Raw genomic sequence first — 16768 nt, forward strand, 5'->3', positions numbered from 1 at the left:
ATGAACAGCACGCTTATCCAAACCGACCGTTTCGCCCTGAGCGAAACCGAGCGCTCGGCCATCGAGCACGAGATGCACCACTACGAGGACCCACGCGCGGCGTCCATCGAAGCCCTGAAGATCGTGCAGAAAGAGCGCGGCTGGGTGCCGGACGGCGCCATCTACGCCATCGGCGAAGTGCTGGGCATCCCCGCCAGCGACGTCGAGGGCGTGGCCACCTTCTATAGCCAGATCTTCCGCCAGCCGGTCGGCCGCCACATCATCCGCGTATGCGACAGCATGGTCTGCTACATCGGCGGCCATGAATCGGTGGTCAGCCAGATCCAGAGCGAGCTGGGCATCGGCCTCGGCCAGACCACCGCGGACGGGCGCTTCACCCTGCTGCCGGTGTGCTGCCTGGGCAACTGCGACAAGGCCCCGGCGCTGATGATCGACGACGACACCTTTGGCGACGTGCAACCTGCCGGCGTCTCCAAGCTGCTGGAGGGTTACGTATGACCATCACTTCCTTCGGCCCGGCCAACCGCATTGCACGCAGCGCCGAAACCCACCCGCTGACCTGGCGCCTGCGTGACGACGGCGAGCCGGTCTGGCTGACCGAGTATGAGTCCAAGAACGGCTATGCCGCCGCGCGCAAGGCGCTGGCCGACATGTCCGCCGACGACATCGTGCAGAGCGTCAAGGACTCCGGCCTCAAGGGCCGTGGCGGCGCGGGCTTCCCCACTGGCGTGAAGTGGGGCCTGATGCCCAAAGACGAATCCATGAACATCCGCTACCTGCTGTGCAACGCGGATGAAATGGAGCCGAACACCTGGAAGGACCGCATGCTGATGGAGCAACAGCCCCATCTGCTGGTCGAGGGCATGCTGATCAGCGCCCGCGCCCTGAAGGCCTACCGTGGCTACATCTTCCTGCGTGGCGAATACACCACCGCGGCGAAGAACCTCAACCGCGCCATCGATGAAGCCAAGGCCGCCGGCCTGCTGGGCAAGAACATCCTCGGTTCCGGTTTCGACTTCGAGCTGTTCGTGCACACCGGTGCCGGGCGTTACATCTGCGGTGAAGAAACCGCGTTGATCAACTCCCTCGAAGGCCGTCGCGCCAACCCGCGCTCCAAGCCGCCCTTCCCTGCCGCCGTCGGCGTGTGGGGCAAGCCGACTTGCGTGAACAACGTCGAGACCCTGTGCAACGTGCCGGCCATCGTCGCCAACGGCAACGACTGGTACAAGTCGCTGGCCCGCGAAGGCAGCGAGGACCACGGCACCAAGCTGATGGGCTTCTCCGGCAAGGTGAAGAACCCCGGCCTGTGGGAGCTGCCGTTCGGCGTCACCGCCCGCGAGCTGTTCGAAGACTACGCCGGCGGCATGCGCGACGGCTTCAAGCTCAAGTGCTGGCAGCCAGGCGGCGCCGGTACCGGTTTCCTGCTGCCCGAGCACCTCGACGCACAAATGTATGCCGGTGGCATCGCCAAGGTCGGCACCCGTATGGGTACCGGCTTGGCCATGGCGGTCGACGACAGCGTCAACATGGTGTCCTTGCTGCGCAACATGGAAGAGTTCTTCGCCCGCGAATCGTGCGGCTGGTGCACCCCTTGCCGTGACGGCCTGCCGTGGAGCGTGAAGATGCTGCGCGCACTGGAAAACGGCCAGGGCCGCGCCGAAGACATCGAGACGCTGTTGGGACTGGTCAACTTCCTCGGCCCAGGCCGTACCTTCTGTGCTCACGCACCAGGTGCCGTCGAGCCGTTGGGCAGTGCCATCAAATACTTCCGGTCCGAATTCGAGGCCGGTGTCGCACCCGCTAGCGCGGCCGACACCCTGCGCCCGAACCTGGCCAAGCCGATCGTGGTCGGCGCATAACAAGATGAAACAGCGGATGGTCCGTGCCATCCGCCAGCCTGCTGGCCGGCCCGAACGAATCGAGGCCGGCCGCAAGCTCACCGATTTCCATTAGCCACGCCCGCTCACGCGGGCCAACGAAGAACTTTGAACAATGGCCACTATCCACGTAGACGGCAAAGCGCTCGAAGTCAACGGTGCAGACAACCTGTTACAGGCGTGTCTGTCACTCGGCCTCGACATCCCTTATTTCTGCTGGCACCCGGCGCTTGGTAGCGTCGGCGCCTGCCGGCAGTGCGCGGTCAAGCAGTACACCGACGAGAACGACACCCGTGGTCGTATCGTCATGTCCTGCATGACCCCTGCCTCCGACGGCACCTGGATCTCCATCGAAGACGAAGAGTCCAAGGCGTTCCGCGCCAGCGTCGTCGAATGGCTGATGACCAACCACCCGCACGACTGCCCGGTGTGCGAGGAAGGCGGTCACTGCCACCTGCAGGACATGACGGTAATGACCGGCCACAACGAGCGCCGCTACCGTTTCACCAAGCGTACCCACCAGAACCAGGACCTCGGCCCGTTCATCGCCCATGAGATGAACCGCTGCATCGCCTGCTACCGCTGCGTGCGCTACTACAAGGACTACGCCGGCGGCACCGACCTGGGCGTATACGGCGCCCACGACAACGTGTACTTCGGTCGCGTCGAAGACGGCGTGCTGGAAAGCGAGTTCTCCGGCAACCTCACCGAGGTCTGCCCGACCGGTGTGTTCACCGACAAGACCCACTCCGAGCGCTACAACCGCAAGTGGGACATGCAGTTCGCCCCGAGCATCTGCCATGGCTGCTCCAGCGGTTGCAACATCAGCCCCGGCGAGCGCTACGGCGAACTGCGCCGCATCGAGAACCGTTTCAACGGCTCGGTGAACCAGTACTTCCTGTGCGACCGTGGCCGCTTCGGCTATGGCTACGTCAACCGCAAGGATCGTCCGCGCCAGCCACACCTGGCCGATGGCACCAAGCTGTCCCTCGACGCCGCCCTGGACAAGGCCGCCGACCTGCTGCGCGGCCGCACCATCGTCGGTATCGGCTCGCCACGCGCCAGCCTCGAGAGCAACTACGGCCTTCGCGAACTGGTCGGTGCCGAGTACTTCTACTCGGGCATGGAAGCCGGTGAGCTGGCCCGCGTACGCCTGGCCCTGAACGTGCTGAACGACAGCCCGCTGCCGGTCCCGACCCTGCGCGACATCGAAGACCACGACGCCGTGTTCGTGCTCGGCGAAGACCTGACGCAGACCGCTGCCCGTGTCGCCCTGGCCGTGCGCCAGGCCACCAAGGGCAAGGCCGAGGCCATGGCCGACGCCATGCGCGTACAGCCTTGGCTGGACGCCGCAGTGAAGAACATCGGCCAGCACGCGCTGTACCCGTTGTTCATCGCTTCGCTGGCTGAAACCAAGCTGGATGACGTGGCCGAAGAGTGTGTACACGCCGCTCCCGCCGACCTCGCCCGCATCGGTTTCGCCGTGGCCCACGCCATCGACCCGAGCGCGCCTGCCGTTGCCGGCCTGGACGACGAAGCCAAGGCCCTGGCCCAGCGCATCGCCGACGCCCTGGTCGCTGCCCAGCGCCCACTGGTCGTCGCAGGTACCTCGCTGGCGGATCCTGCGCTGATCGAAGCCGCCGCCAACATCGCCAAGGCCCTCAAGCTGCGCGAGAAGAACGGTTCGCTGAGCCTGGTCGTGCCTGAGGCCAACAGCCTCGGTCTGGCGATGATGGGCGGTGAGTCCGTCGACGCGGCGCTGGACGCCGTGATCAGCGGCAAGGCCGACGCCATCGTCGTGCTGGAAAACGACCTGTACGCCCGCGTACCGGCCGCCAAGGTCGATGCAGCCCTGGCCGCGGCCAAGGTGGTGATCGTCGCCGATCACTCCAAGACCCCGACGGTCGACCGCGCCCACCTGGTGCTGCCGGCCGCCTCGTTCGCCGAAGGCGACGGCACCCTGGTCAGCCAGGAAGGCCGTGCCCAGCGCTTCTTCCAGGTGTTCGACCCACAATACCTGGACAGCAGCATCCAGATCCACGAAGGCTGGCGCTGGATGCACGCCCTGCGTGCGACTCTGCTCAACAAGCCGGTGGACTGGACCCAGCTGGACCACGTCACCAGCGCCTGCGCCGAAGCCGCCCCGCAACTGGCCGGCATCGTCAACGCAGCGCCAAGCGCCGCGTTCCGCATCAAGGGCATGAAGCTGGCCCGTGAGCCGCTGCGCTACTCCGGCCGTACCGCCATGCGCGCCAACATCAGCGTGCACGAGCCACGTACCCCGCAGGACAAGGACACCGCGTTCGCCTTCTCCATGGAAGGCTACTCGGGTTCGGCCGAACCGCGTCAGCAGGTGCCGTTCGCCTGGTCGCCGGGCTGGAACTCGCCGCAAGCCTGGAACAAGTTCCAGGACGAAGTCGGTGGCCACCTGCGTGCCGGTGACCCGGGCGTACGCCTGATCGAGTCGCAAGGGGATCGCCTGAGCTGGTTCAGCGCCATCCCGGGCGCGTTCAACCCGGCTCGCGGCACCTGGACCGCGGTACCGTTCTTCCACCTGTTCGGCAGCGAAGAGTCCTCCTCCCGCGCCGCCCCGGTGCAGGAGCGCATTCCGGCCGCCTACGTCGGCCTGGCCAAGTCCGAAGCCGACCGCCTGGGCGTCAACGACGGCGCGATGCTGAGCCTGAACGTGGCCGGCGTGTCGCTGCGCCTGCCGCTGCGTATCAATGAAGAACTGGGCGCTGGCCTGGTTGCGTTGCCCAAAGGCCTGGCCGGCATTCCGCCCGCCATCTTCGGTGCAGCCGTCGAAGGCCTGCAGGAGGCAGCACAATGAGCTGGTTCACCCCCGAAGTGATCGACGTGATCATTCAGGTCGTCAAGGCCATCGTGGTGCTGCTGGCCGTGGTGGTCTGCGGCGCGCTGCTCAGCTTCGTCGAGCGTCGCCTGCTGGGCTGGTGGCAGGACCGCTACGGCCCGAACCGCGTCGGCCCGTTCGGCATGTTCCAGATCGCCGCCGACATGCTGAAGATGTTCTTCAAGGAAGACTGGAACCCGCCCTTCGTCGACAAGATGATCTTCACCCTGGCGCCTGTGGTGGCCATGAGTGCGCTGCTGATCGCCTTCTCGATCATCCCGATCACCCCGGGCTGGGGCGTAGCCGACCTGAACATCGGCCTGCTGTTCTTCTTCGCCATGGCCGGCCTGTCGGTCTACGCCGTGCTGTTCGCCGGCTGGTCGTCGAACAACAAGTACGCCCTGCTCGGCAGCCTGCGCGCTTCGGCGCAGACCGTGTCGTACGAAGTGTTCCTGGGCCTGGCGCTGATGGGCGTGGTGGTGCAGGTGGGTTCGTTCAACATGCGCGACATCGTTGACTATCAGGCCCAGAACCTGTGGTTCATCATTCCGCAGTTCTTCGGCTTCTGCACCTTCTTCATCGCTGGCGTCGCCGTGACCCACCGTCACCCGTTCGACCAGCCGGAAGCGGAACAGGAACTGGCCGACGGCTACCACATCGAATACGCCGGCATGAAATGGGGCATGTTCTTCGTCGGTGAGTACATCGGCATCATCCTCATCTCGGCGCTGCTGGTGACCCTGTTCTTCGGTGGCTGGCACGGCCCGTTCGGCATCCTGCCGCAAGTACCGTTCCTGTGGTTCGCGCTGAAGACCGCGTTCTTCATCATGCTGTTCATCCTGCTGCGCGCCTCGATCCCGCGCCCACGCTATGACCAGGTGATGGACTTCAGCTGGAAGTTCTGCCTGCCGCTGACCCTGATCAATTTGCTGGTGACCGCTGCGATCGTGCTCTACAACACGCCAGCCGTCGCGGCCCAGTGAGGATTTGACCCATGTTCAAGTATATCGGCGACATCGTTAAGGGCACCGGCACCCAGCTGCGCAGCCTGGCAATGGTGTTCTCCCACGGGTTCCGCAAGCGCGACACCCTGCAGTACCCCGAAGAACCCGTGTACCTGCCGCCGCGCTACCGTGGCCGCATCGTCCTCACCCGCGACCCCGACGGCGAGGAGCGCTGCGTGGCGTGCAACCTCTGCGCGGTGGCCTGCCCGGTCGGCTGCATCTCGCTGCAGAAGGCCGAGACCGAGGACGGCCGTTGGTACCCCGAGTTCTTCCGCATCAACTTCTCGCGCTGCATCTTCTGCGGCCTGTGCGAAGAGGCGTGCCCGACCACCGCGATCCAGCTGACTCCGGATTTCGAAATGGCCGAGTTCAAGCGTCAGGACCTGGTGTACGAGAAAGAAGATCTGCTGATCTCCGGCCCCGGCAAGAACCCTGACTACAACTTCTACCGTGTTGCGGGTATGGCGATCGCTGGCAAGCCGAAGGGCTCTGCACAGAACGAAGCCGAGCCGATCAACGTGAAGAGCTTGCTCCCATAAGGACAGAAAGATGGAATTCGCTTTCTACTTCGCATCCGGTGTCGCCGTTGTCTCCACGCTGCGCGTGGTGACCGGCACCAACCCGGTGCACGCCCTGCTCTACCTGATCATTTCGCTGATCTCCGTGGCGATGATCTTCTTCTCCCTCGGTGCACCCTTCGCCGGTGCCCTGGAAGTGATCGCCTACGCCGGTGCCATCATGGTGCTGTTCGTCTTCGTGGTGATGATGCTCAACCTCGGGCCGGCCTCGGTCGCCCAGGAGCGTGGCTGGCTCAAGCCGGGTATCTGGGCGGGGCCGGTGATCCTCGCCGCCCTGCTGCTGCTGGAGCTGCTCTACGTGCTGTTCGTCACCCCGTCGGGCGCCGCCATCAGCGGTACCACCGTCAGCGCCAAAGAGGTCGGCATCAGCCTGTTCGGCCCTTACCTGCTGGTGGTCGAACTGGCCTCGATGCTGCTGCTCGCGGCAGCCGTCACCGCCTTCCACCTGGGCCGCAACGAGGCGAAGGAGTAAATCATGGGTGCTATCCCTCTCGAGCATGGTCTGGCGGTCGCCGGCATCCTGTTCTGCTTAGGTCTGGTTGGCCTGATGGTCCGCCGCAACATTCTCTTCGTGCTCATGAGCCTGGAAGTCATGATGAACGCCGCTGCCCTGGCGTTCATCGTCGCCGGTGCCCGTTGGGTCCAGCCCGACGGCCAGGTGATGTTCATTCTGGTGATCAGCCTGGCAGCCGCCGAGGCCAGCATTGGCCTGGCGATCCTGCTGCAGCTGTATCGCCGCTTCCACACTCTCGACATCGATGCTGCCAGTGAGATGCGCGGATGAACCTTATCTTCCTGACGTTCGTATTCCCCCTGATCGGCTTCCTGCTGCTGTCGTTCTCGCGTGGGCGGTTCTCGGAGAACCTGTCGGCGCTGATCGGCGTCGGCTCGGTCGGTCTGTCGGCGGCCACCGCCGCCTACGTGATCTGGCAGTTCAACGTCGCCCCGCCTGAGGGCGGCGCGTACAGCCAGCTGCTGTGGCAGTGGATGTCGGTGGACGGCTTCGCGCCGAACTTCACCCTGTACGTGGATGGCCTGTCGGTCACCATGCTGGGCGTGGTCACCGGCGTGGGCTTCCTGATCCATCTGTTCGCTTCCTGGTACATGCGTGGCGAAGCCGGCTACTCGCGCTTCTTCTCGTACACCAACCTGTTCATCGCCAGCATGCTGTTCCTGGTGCTGGGCGACAACCTGCTGTTCATCTACTTCGGCTGGGAAGGCGTGGGCCTGTGCTCGTACCTGTTGATCGGTTTCTACTACAGCAACCGCAACAACGGCAACGCGGCACTCAAGGCGTTCATCGTCACCCGTATCGGCGACGTGTTCATGGCCATCGGCCTGTTCATCCTGTTCGTCCAGCTGGGTACCCTGAACGTGCAGGAACTGCTGGTGCTGGCACCGCAGAAGTTCCAGGCCGGTGACACCTGGATGGTCCTGGCCACCCTGATGCTGCTGGGTGGCGCGGTCGGTAAATCGGCCCAGCTGCCGCTGCAGACCTGGCTGGCCGACGCGATGGCAGGCCCGACCCCGGTTTCGGCACTGATCCACGCCGCCACCATGGTGACCGCGGGCGTGTACCTGATCGCCCGTACCAACGGCCTGTTCCTGCTGGCGCCGGATGTGCTGCACCTGGTTGGCGTCGTGGGCGGCGTGACCCTGGTCCTGGCCGGTTTCGCCGCCCTGGTGCAGACCGACATCAAGCGTATCCTCGCCTACTCGACCATGAGTCAGATCGGCTACATGTTCCTGGCCCTGGGCGTCGGCGCCTGGGACGCGGCGATCTTCCACCTGATGACCCACGCCTTCTTCAAGGCCCTGCTGTTCCTTGCCTCGGGTGCGGTGATCGTTGCCTGCCACCATGAGCAGAACATCTTCAAGATGGGCGGCCTGTGGAAGAAGCTGCCGCTGGCCTATGCCAGCTTCGTGGTCGGTGGCGCCGCCCTGGCCGCCCTGCCGATCCTGACCGTGGGCTTCTACTCCAAGGACGAGATCCTCTGGGAAGCCTTCGCCAGCGGCAACAGCGGCCTGCTGTACGCCGGCCTGGTCGGCGCGTTCATGACCTCGCTGTACACCTTCCGCCTGATCTTCATCGCCTTCCACGGCGAAGCCAAGACCGAAGCCCATGCTGGCCACGGCATCAGCCACTGGCTGCCGCTGGGCGTGCTGATCGTGCTGTCGACCTTCGTCGGCGCCTGGATCCACCCGCCACTGGCAGGCGTGCTGCCTGAAAGCGCCGGCCACGCCGGAGGCGAAGCCAAGCACTCGCTGGAAATCGCCTCGGGCGCCATCGCCATCGCCGGTATCCTGCTGTCGGCCCTGCTGTTCCTGGGCAAGCGTCGCCTGGTTACCGCGATCGCCAACAGTGGTATCGGTCGCGTCCTGTCGGCCTGGTGGTTCGCCGCCTGGGGCTTCGACTGGATCTACGACAAGCTCTTCGTCAAACCTTACCTGCTGATCAGCCACATCCTGCGCAAGGATCCGGTTGACCGCAGCATCGGTCTCATTCCTCGCCTGGCTCGCGGCGGTCACGTCGCCATGAGCAAGACCGAGACCGGCCAGCTGCGCTGGTACACCGCTTCGATCGCCGTCGGTGCCGTACTGGTACTCGGTGCCGTGGTAGTGGCCGCGGTATGACCATGAATCTTGCGACTTTGCCAAAGGAAACCAACCCGTCATGATTTTGCCTTGGCTGATCCTGATCCCCTTCATCGGCGGCTTCCTGTGCTGGCTGGGTGAGCGCTTCGGCTCCACCCTGCCGCGCTGGATCGCGCTGCTGACCATGTCCCTGCTGCTCGGCATCGGCCTGTGGCTGTGGGCGAACGGCAACTACACCCTGGCCCCGGCGCCGGGCGCCGAACCGGCCTGGGCCCTCGAATACAAGGTCGAGTGGATCAAGCGCTTCGGCATCAGCATCCACCTGGCCCTCGACGGCCTGTCGCTGCTGATGATCCTGCTTACCGGCCTGCTCGGCGTGCTGTCGGTGCTGTGCTCGTGGAAAGAGATCCAGCGCCACGTCGGCTTCTTCCACCTCAACCTGATGTGGATCCTCGGCGGCGTGGTCGGTGTGTTCCTGGCGCTCGACCTGTTCCTGTTCTTCTTCTTCTGGGAAATGATGCTGGTGCCGATGTACTTCCTCATCGCGCTCTGGGGTCACAGCTCGGCCGATGGCAAGAAGACGCGGATCTACGCGGCGACCAAGTTCTTCATCTTCACCCAGGCCAGCGGCCTGATCATGCTGGTGGCGATCCTCGGCCTGGTGCTGGTCAACTACAACAGCACCGGGGTGATCACCTTCAACTACAGCGACCTGCTCAAGGCCGAGCTGCCGGCTGGCATCGAGTACATCCTGATGCTGGGCTTCTTCATCGCCTTCGCGGTGAAGCTGCCGGTGGTGCCGTTCCACTCCTGGCTGCCTGACGCCCACGCCCAGGCGCCGACCGCCGGTTCCGTGGACCTGGCCGGTATCCTGCTGAAGACCGCGGCCTACGGCCTGCTGCGCTTCGCCCTGCCGCTGTTCCCGAACGCCTCGGCCGAGTTCGCGCCGATCGCCATGACCCTGGGCCTGATCGGTATCTTCTACGGTGCCTTCCTGGCCTTCGCGCAAACCGACATCAAGCGCCTGATCGCCTTCTCCAGCGTCTCGCACATGGGCTTCGTGCTGATCGGCATCTACTCCGGCAGCCAGCAAGCCCTGCAAGGCGCGGTGATCCAGATGCTGGCCCACGGCCTGTCGGCCGCCGCGCTGTTCATCCTGTCCGGCCAGCTGTACGAGCGCCTGCACACCCGTGACATGCGCCAGATGGGTGGCCTGTGGCACCGCATCGCGTATCTGCCAGCCATCAGCCTGTTCTTCGCCGCCGCCTCGCTGGGCCTGCCGGGTACCGGCAACTTCGTCGGCGAGTTCCTGATCCTGATCGGCAGCTTCGCCCACGTCCCATGGATCACCGTGATCGCCACCACCGGCCTGGTGTTCGGCTCGGTGTACTCGCTGATCATGATCCACCGCGCCTACTTCGGCCCGGCCAAGGCCGACACCGTGCTGGCCGGCATGGACAGTCGCGAGCTGATCATGGTGCTGGGCCTGGCTGGCCTCTTGATCCTGCTGGGCGTGTATCCGCAGCCGTTCCTCGACACCTCTGCCGCCACCATGAGCGGTGTGCAGCAGTGGCTCGGTTCCGCTTTCACTCAACTCGCTTCGGCCCGGTAAGAGCGCTATGGAATTCACCACTCAACACTTCATCGCATTGGCGCCGATGCTGATCACCACCATCACCACGGTGGTGGTGATGCTGGCGATCGCCTGGAAGCGCAACCACTCGCAGACCTTCCTACTGTCCACCGTGGGCCTGAACCTGGCCTTGCTGTCGATCCTGCCGGCACTCAAGGTTGCACCGCTGGCGGTCACTTCGCTTGTGACCATCGACAAGTTCGCCTGCCTGTACATGGCGATCATCCTGGTGGCCACCCTGGCCTGCGTCACCCTCGCCCACGCCTACCTCGGCGAAGGCTCCAAAGGCTTCCCGGGCAACCGTGAAGAGCTGTACCTGCTGCTGCTGATGTCGGCACTGGGTGGCCTGGTGCTGGTCAGCGCCAACCACCTGGCCGGCCTGTTCATCGGCCTGGAGCTGCTGTCGGTGCCGGTCTACGGCCTGGTGGCGTATGCGTTCTTCAACAAGCGCTCGCTGGAAGCCGGCATCAAGTACATGGTGCTGTCGGCCGCCGGTTCCGCCTTCCTGCTGTTCGGCATGGCGCTGCTGTATGCCGACGCCGGCGCCCTGACCTTCGACCAGCTGGGCAAAGCCCTGGCCGCCACCAGCATGCCGAGCCTGCTGGCGCAGCTGGGCCTGGGCATGATGCTGGTGGGCCTGGCCTTCAAGCTGTCGCTGGTACCGTTCCACCTGTGGACCCCGGACGTGTACGAAGGCGCCCCGGCGCCGGTGGCCGCGTTCCTGGCCACCGCCAGCAAGGTCGCGGTATTCGCCGTGGTCGTGCGCCTGTTCATGCTCTCCCCTGCCGCCAGCAGCGGCGTGCTGAGCACCGTGCTGGCAGTCATCGCCGTGGCGTCGATCATCATCGGCAACCTGCTGGCGCTGACCCAGAGCAACCTCAAGCGCCTGCTGGGTTACTCGTCCATCGCCCACTTCGGCTACCTGGTCATCGCCCTGGTCGCCAGCAAGGGCCTGGCCCTGGAAGCCATGGGCGTGTACCTGGTCACCTACGTGATCACCAGCCTCGGCGCCTTCGGCGTGATCACCCTGATGTCCTCGCCGTACGCCGGCCGTGACGCCGATGCCCTGTACGAGTACCGCGGCCTGTTCTGGCGCCGTCCGTACCTGACCGCTGTACTCACCGTGATGATGCTGTCGCTGGCCGGTATCCCGCTGACCGCAGGCTTCATCGGCAAGTTCTACATCATCGCCACCGGCGTCGAGTCGCACCTGTGGTGGCTGGTCGGCGCCCTGGTGATCGGCAGCGCCATCGGCGTGTACTACTACCTGCGTGTCATGGTCACCCTGTACCTGGTCGAGCCGAACCTGCGTCGCCACGACGCCCCGCTGAAGTGGGAACAGCGCACCGGCGGCGTGATGCTGCTGGCCATCGCGATCCTTGCCTTCGTGCTGGGCGTGTACCCGCAGCCGCTGCTGGAGATGGTGCAGCAGGCTGGATTGCAACTGATCGGTTGATCGGCTGACAGCAACACAAGACACCCCGCCTCGGCGGGGTGTTCTTTTTTGGGGCTGCGTTGCAGCCCCATGGCTATTACAGATCGACCACTGTGCTTCGTCTGCCCTTTGCAGCGTCAGACTCCCGCACCCGATCTGGAACCCCGTCCCCATGCGCCCCTCCCTGCCCTACTCCCTGCTGGCCCTGTTCGTCGCCGGCACCGCCCAGGCCGCCAACCGCGTCGAACTCGACCAGGTGCTGATCCAGGACCATCAACAGTCCGAGCTTGAAGCCGCCGCCGATCACCTGCGTGAAATCCCCGGCGCCAGCAACCTGGTGGACATGGACAAGGTGGGCCAGGGCCGGGTGGCGACCAATCAGGATGTGCTGGCCTACCAGCCGGGAGTGTTCGCCCAGTCGGCGGGCAACGACGGCATCAAGCTGTCGATCCGTGGTTCGGGCATCAACCGCGCGCCGGGTGCCCACGGTTCGGGGGTCTACACGATGTTCGACGGCCTGCCGCTGACAGGTCCCGGCGGCACGCCCTATGAGCTGTTCGAACCGCTGTGGCTGAGCCGCGCCGAAGTGCTGCGCGGTGCCAACGGCTTCGACCAAGGCTCGCTGGCGCTGGGCGGCGCGATCAACTACGTGACCCACACCGGCTACGATGCCGCGCCCTTGCAGGTGCGCTACGAAGTCGGCAGCCGTGGCTACCAGCGCCGGCACATCAGCTCCGGGCAGGTGCTGGGCAACCTCGACTATTACGTAGCGCTTACCGACGCCGAGTACGACGGCTTCCAGCGGCACAGCAGCGGCAGCGCCAAGGGCATCGCCGCCAACGTCGGTTACCGCTTCAACCCGAACCTGGAGACGCGCTTCTACCTGCGCTACCGCGAGACCGAGAACGACCTGGCCGGGCGCCTGACCAAGGACCAGATCAAGCACGATCCACGCGCGGCAAACCCGGCCTACCTGGCCCGCGATGACAGCCGCCCGCAACCGGGCAGCACCTGGGTCGGCAACAAGACCACCTTCTTCCTGGATGACGACTCGCGCCTGGAGGCGGGGCTGGTCTATCACGACTACCCGATGGACCTGCGCGAAGGCCCGATGCGCCTGAAGGTCGCCTACACCGATGTCAGCGGCACGCTGAACTACTTGCGGCGTGACACCCTGTTCGGCCATGAGAGCAAGACCACCCTGGGCTGGCGCACCACCAAGCACCTGCCCAACAGCGGCGCCTCGCAGTTCGCCCGCCCCGGCGGCGACAATTTCGGGGCCCGCACCCGCGACTTCAGCTACCAGGGCTCGGACACTGTGTTGCATGCAGGCAACGATCTGGAGCTGATTCCAAACCTGTGGCTGACCACGGGCCTGGCGATGATCTACACCCGGCGCGAGAGCGACGTGACCTACCCGGCCACGGGCGGCAAGGTCAGCCAGCACGACTGGGACTATGCGCCCCGGGTGGGCTTGCGCTACGACATCCGCCCGGACCTGCAGGTCTACGGCAACCTCAGCCGCTCGGTGGAGCCGCCGCACCCGTGGTCGCTGGTCTGGAGCGCACCGGTAAACAACCAGCCGATGAAGATGCAGAACCAGACCGCCACCACCCTGGAACTGGGTGCCCGCGGTGATTCGGCGCTGGGGCGCTGGGACCTGGCCTGGTACTACGCCCAGGTACGTCATGAGCTGCTGAACGTGGAAGTCGTGCAAGGCTTGCCGTTCAAGGAGTTCAACGCCAGCCCCACCGTGCACCAAGGCATCGAAGCCGGCCTGGACAGCCTCCTCTGGGAACACCCCGGCACCGGCAAGCTCAGCCTGCGCCAGGCCTACACCTTCAGCGATTTCCACTACCGCGACGACGACAAGTTCGGCGACAACCGCCTGCCCGGCATTCCCATGCATTATTACCAGGCCGAACTGCGCTACGACTGGCCGAGTGGTTTCTACGCCGGAGTCAACACGCAGATGGCGTCCAGGGTGCAGGTGGACTACGCCAACAGCTACCATGCCGACGCCTACGCACTGCTCGGCGCACGCCTGGGCTGGGATTCGCCCAAGCGCGACTGGCAGACCTGGCTCGACCTGCGCAACCTGACCAACAAGCGTTACGCGGCGACGGTGACGCCGGGGTACAACGATGCCGGGCAGGACATCGCCCGCTCGACGCCGGGGGAAGGGTTCGGGGTTTATACCGGGGTTTCCTACAGCTTCCGTTGACCCCGGGGGGCGCCTTGCGCCCCATTCAAGACGGCAACTGCACCTGCGGCTTGGTCGAGGCGAAGATCGCCCAGCTGGAAATGAACAGCGCCGCGATCAACGGCCCGATCACAAACCCGTTGAGCCCGAACACCGCCAATCCGCCCAGGGTCGAAACCAATACCAGGTAATCCGGCATGCGCGTGTCCTTGCCCACCAGGATCGGCCGCAACAGGTTGTCCACCAGGCCGATCACCAGCACCCCGAACGCCGTCAGCACGATCCCCTTCCACAGCGCCCCGACCAGCAGGAAGTACACCGCCACCGGCGCCCAGACGATCCCCGCGCCCACCGCCGGCAGCAAAGACAGGAACGCCATCAGCACCGCCCACACCAGCGCGCTGGGGATATCCAGTATCCAGAAGATCAAGCCACCCAGCGCGCCCTGGGTGATCGCCACCAGCAGGTTGCCCTTGACCGTGGCCCGCACCACGCGCTTGAACTTCAGCTGCAGGCGGCGTTTCTGCTGCTCGGGCAGTGGCACCGCCTGGCGCACCTTGCGCGCCAGCTCCGCCCCCTCGCGCAGGAAGAAGAACAGCAGGTACAGCATGATGCCGAAGCTCACCAGGAACTCGAAGGTGCCCTGGCCGAAGCTGAACGCCTGGCCGGCGAGGAACTGGCTGCCTTGGGTCGCCCACTTGGTGATCTTGTCGCGCAGGCCATCGAGGTTGCCCATGCCCATGCGGTCGAGGAAATGCTGGGCATAGGCCGGCAACATGTCCTTGCCCCGTTCGATGTAGCCGGCGATATCCAGCTGGCCGCTCTCGATGCGCTGGTACAACGCCGCCCCCTCCTGCACCAGCAGGGCGCTGATGATGATCACCGGCAGCACCGCCACCAGCAGGCAGGTGGCCAGGGCCACCGCCGTGGCCAGGTTGCGTCGCCCGCCACAGCGCAGCAACAGGTGGCGTTGCAGCGGTGCGAAGAGGATACCGAGGATCACCGCCCAGAAGATCGCGCCGGAATACGGCAGCATGATCCAGATGAAAGCGATAGTCACCAGGGCCAACAACACGGTCAGGGCTTTGTTCTGCAGTACGGTTTCGTTCATCGGCGTTCCTCGAGGGCTCAACCATTTAGTGCACTGCGCATCGGTAAAAGTGCCGTTGATCCAGATCAATACCTGCACGGCGCCGCCGCCTTAGCATCCGCACCTTTTGCCCGGTGCGCACCATGACCTCTCTCGCCACGCCCGAACTGCTCGCCCCCGCCGGCACCCTCAAGACCATGCGCTACGCCTTCGCCTATGGTGCCGACGCGGTCTACGCCGGCCAGCCGCGCTACAGCCTGCGGGTGCGCAACAACGAGTTCGATCACGCCAACCTGGCCCTCGGCATCCAGGAAGCCCAGGCCCAGGGCAAGCGCTTCTACGTAGTGGTCAACATCGCCCCGCACAACGCCAAGCTCAAGACCTTCCTCAAGGACCTGGCGCCAGTGATCGAGATGGGCCCGGATGCGCTGATCATGTCCGACCCTGGGCTGATCATGCTGGTTCGCCAGCACTTCCCGCAGATGCCCATCCACCTCTCGGTGCAGGCCAACACGGTCAACTGGGCCAGCGTGAAGTTCTGGCAGGGCATGGGCCTGACCCGGGTGATCCTGTCGCGGGAGCTGTCGCTGGAAGAGATCGGGGAGATCCGCCAGCAAGTGCCGGAGATGGAGCTGGAGGTGTTCGTGCATGGCGCGCTGTGCATGGCTTACTCCGGGCGCTGCCTGCTGTCGGGCTACCTGAACAAGCGCGATGCCAACCAGGGCACCTGCACCAATGCCTGCCGCTGGAAGTATGAGGCGTCTCCAGCCACCGAGAACGCCACCGGCGACATCGTCCGCGAATTCGAACCCACACTGGGCATCGGCACGCCCACCGACCAGGTGTTCCTGTTGCAGGAGTCCAACCGCCCGGGCGAAGAAATGCCGGCATTCGAGGACGAGCACGGCACCTACATCATGAACGCCAAGGACCTGCGCGCCATCCAGCACGTCGAGCGCCTGGCACAGATGGGCGTGCATTCGCTGAAGATCGAAGGCCGTACCAAATCGCACTTCTACTGCGCCCGCGCCGTGCAGTCCTACCGCCAGGCCATCGACGACGCGGCGGCCGGGCGGCCATTCGACCGCGGTTTGATGGTCAACCTCGAATCCCTCGCCCAGCGTGGCTACACCGAAGGTTTCCTGCGCCGCCACGTGCACGACGAGTACCAGAACTACCAGCGCGGCAACTCGGTGTCCGAGCGCCAGCAGTTCGTCGGCGAGCTGACCGGGGTGCGCGTGGACGGCCTGGCCGAAGTGAAGGTGAAGAACCGTTTCGCCGTGGGCGACCATCTGGAACTGATGACCCCGCGCGGCAACTACCACTTCGACCTGCACCGCCTGTGCGACCGTCAGCAGCAGGCCATCGAGGTGGCGCCGGGCGATGGCCATGTGGTCTACCTGCCGATCCCCGAGCAGGTGTCCCTGGAGTTCGGCCTGCTGATGCGCGACCTGGAAGGCGCCGAGGCCGCTGCCTGACAAATCTGTAATCCGCGCCTCAGG

Annotated in this window: 13 protein-coding genes; 12 read left to right on the top strand and 1 reads right to left on the bottom strand. The window is 65.1% G+C overall.

Translation table 11 applies throughout. The features are described 5' to 3' along the window. The 11 genes from nuoE to AAHK21_RS26370 all read left to right on the top strand — a co-directional run bounded on the left by nuoE (position 1) and on the right by AAHK21_RS26370 (position 14197). Positions 1 to 498 (top strand): NADH-quinone oxidoreductase subunit NuoE, encoded by a 498-nt coding sequence (nuoE, locus tag AAHK21_RS26320; RefSeq protein ID WP_012313767.1) that lies wholly within the window; start codon positions 1 to 3, stop codon positions 496 to 498. Then, the gene (gene nuoF / locus AAHK21_RS26325; RefSeq protein ID WP_046855040.1) at positions 495 to 1859 is read left to right on the top strand and encodes an NADH-quinone oxidoreductase subunit NuoF; all 1365 of its coding nucleotides are present in this window, start codon (positions 495 to 497) and stop codon (positions 1857 to 1859) included. The genes nuoE and nuoF overlap by 4 nt, the downstream gene beginning before the upstream one ends. Before the next feature lie 133 nt (positions 1860 to 1992). Next, complete coding sequence (gene nuoG, locus AAHK21_RS26330; RefSeq protein WP_367858858.1) at positions 1993 to 4707, top strand: NADH-quinone oxidoreductase subunit NuoG; 2715 nt, start codon at positions 1993 to 1995, stop codon at positions 4705 to 4707. Further along, entirely contained in the window at positions 4704 to 5711 is a 1008-nt protein-coding gene (nuoH, locus tag AAHK21_RS26335) for an NADH-quinone oxidoreductase subunit NuoH (protein WP_367858859.1), read from the top strand. Before nuoG ends, nuoH begins: the two co-directional genes overlap by 4 nt. 11 nt (positions 5712 to 5722) lie before the next feature. Continuing rightward, the gene (gene nuoI / locus AAHK21_RS26340; RefSeq protein WP_003251442.1) at positions 5723 to 6271 is read left to right on the top strand and encodes an NADH-quinone oxidoreductase subunit NuoI; all 549 of its coding nucleotides are present in this window, start codon (positions 5723 to 5725) and stop codon (positions 6269 to 6271) included. A gap of 10 nt (positions 6272 to 6281) precedes the next feature. Then, entirely contained in the window at positions 6282 to 6782 is a 501-nt protein-coding gene (nuoJ, locus tag AAHK21_RS26345; protein ID WP_023631348.1) for an NADH-quinone oxidoreductase subunit J, read from the top strand. A 3-nt stretch (positions 6783 to 6785) separates the two neighbouring features. Then, positions 6786 to 7094, top strand: coding sequence for an NADH-quinone oxidoreductase subunit NuoK (gene nuoK, locus AAHK21_RS26350; protein ID WP_023631349.1), 309 nt, complete (start codon positions 6786 to 6788; stop codon positions 7092 to 7094). Beyond that, positions 7091 to 8944 carry an NADH-quinone oxidoreductase subunit L gene (gene nuoL / locus AAHK21_RS26355; protein WP_023631350.1) on the top strand — a complete coding sequence of 618 codons (1854 nt, stop codon included), beginning with the start codon at positions 7091 to 7093 and terminating at the stop codon, positions 8942 to 8944. The genes nuoK and nuoL overlap by 4 nt, the downstream gene beginning before the upstream one ends. Positions 8945 to 8984: 40 nt before the next feature. Further along, positions 8985 to 10517, top strand: a complete 1533-nt coding sequence (gene nuoM, locus AAHK21_RS26360; protein ID WP_038706425.1) for an NADH-quinone oxidoreductase subunit M — start codon at positions 8985 to 8987, stop codon at positions 10515 to 10517. A 7-nt stretch (positions 10518 to 10524) separates the two neighbouring features. After that, positions 10525 to 11994 (top strand): NADH-quinone oxidoreductase subunit NuoN, encoded by a 1470-nt coding sequence (nuoN, locus tag AAHK21_RS26365; protein ID WP_102685131.1) that lies wholly within the window; start codon positions 10525 to 10527, stop codon positions 11992 to 11994. A 151-nt stretch (positions 11995 to 12145) separates the two neighbouring features. Continuing rightward, the gene (locus tag AAHK21_RS26370) at positions 12146 to 14197 is read left to right on the top strand and encodes a TonB-dependent receptor family protein (protein ID WP_367858860.1); all 2052 of its coding nucleotides are present in this window, start codon (positions 12146 to 12148) and stop codon (positions 14195 to 14197) included. Positions 14198 to 14222: 25 nt separating this feature from the next. Here AAHK21_RS26370 and AAHK21_RS26375 read toward each other — a convergent pair whose 3' ends face one another. Beyond that, positions 14223 to 15287 (bottom strand): AI-2E family transporter, encoded by a 1065-nt coding sequence (locus tag AAHK21_RS26375; protein WP_367858861.1) that lies wholly within the window; start codon positions 15285 to 15287, stop codon positions 14223 to 14225. Between the two features lie 122 nt (positions 15288 to 15409). On the opposite strand from AAHK21_RS26375, the gene yegQ reads away from it, so the two are divergent. Further along, positions 15410 to 16744, top strand: coding sequence for a tRNA 5-hydroxyuridine modification protein YegQ (yegQ, locus tag AAHK21_RS26380; RefSeq protein ID WP_367858862.1), 1335 nt, complete (start codon positions 15410 to 15412; stop codon positions 16742 to 16744). The last annotated feature ends 24 nt before the right edge of the window (positions 16745 to 16768 follow it).

Origin of the sequence: Pseudomonas sp. TE50-2 (assembly GCF_040813665.1) — a bacterium.
Taxonomy (GTDB): Bacteria; Pseudomonadota; Gammaproteobacteria; order Pseudomonadales; family Pseudomonadaceae; genus Aquipseudomonas; species Aquipseudomonas soli.

Bases quoted from the DNA above. Each gene is read 5' to 3' on its own strand.
- yegQ (WP_367858862.1), top strand. From the start codon at position 15,410: ATGACCTCTCTCGCCACGCCCGAACTGCTCGCCCCCGCCGGCACCCTC.
- nuoL (WP_023631350.1), top strand. From the start codon at position 7,091: ATGAACCTTATCTTCCTGACGTTCGTATTCCCCCTGATCGGCTTCCTG.
- nuoF (WP_046855040.1), top strand. From the start codon at position 495: ATGACCATCACTTCCTTCGGCCCGGCCAACCGCATTGCACGCAGCGCC.
- AAHK21_RS26370 (WP_367858860.1), top strand. From the start codon at position 12,146: ATGCGCCCCTCCCTGCCCTACTCCCTGCTGGCCCTGTTCGTCGCCGGC.
- nuoJ (WP_023631348.1), top strand. From the start codon at position 6,282: ATGGAATTCGCTTTCTACTTCGCATCCGGTGTCGCCGTTGTCTCCACG.
- nuoE (WP_012313767.1), top strand. From the start codon at position 1: ATGAACAGCACGCTTATCCAAACCGACCGTTTCGCCCTGAGCGAAACC.
- nuoM (WP_038706425.1), top strand. From the start codon at position 8,985: ATGATTTTGCCTTGGCTGATCCTGATCCCCTTCATCGGCGGCTTCCTG.
- nuoI (WP_003251442.1), top strand. From the start codon at position 5,723: ATGTTCAAGTATATCGGCGACATCGTTAAGGGCACCGGCACCCAGCTG.
- AAHK21_RS26375 (WP_367858861.1), bottom strand. From the start codon at position 15,287: ATGAACGAAACCGTACTGCAGAACAAAGCCCTGACCGTGTTGTTGGCC.
- nuoH (WP_367858859.1), top strand. From the start codon at position 4,704: ATGAGCTGGTTCACCCCCGAAGTGATCGACGTGATCATTCAGGTCGTC.
- nuoG (WP_367858858.1), top strand. From the start codon at position 1,993: ATGGCCACTATCCACGTAGACGGCAAAGCGCTCGAAGTCAACGGTGCA.
- nuoK (WP_023631349.1), top strand. From the start codon at position 6,786: ATGGGTGCTATCCCTCTCGAGCATGGTCTGGCGGTCGCCGGCATCCTG.
- nuoN (WP_102685131.1), top strand. From the start codon at position 10,525: ATGGAATTCACCACTCAACACTTCATCGCATTGGCGCCGATGCTGATC.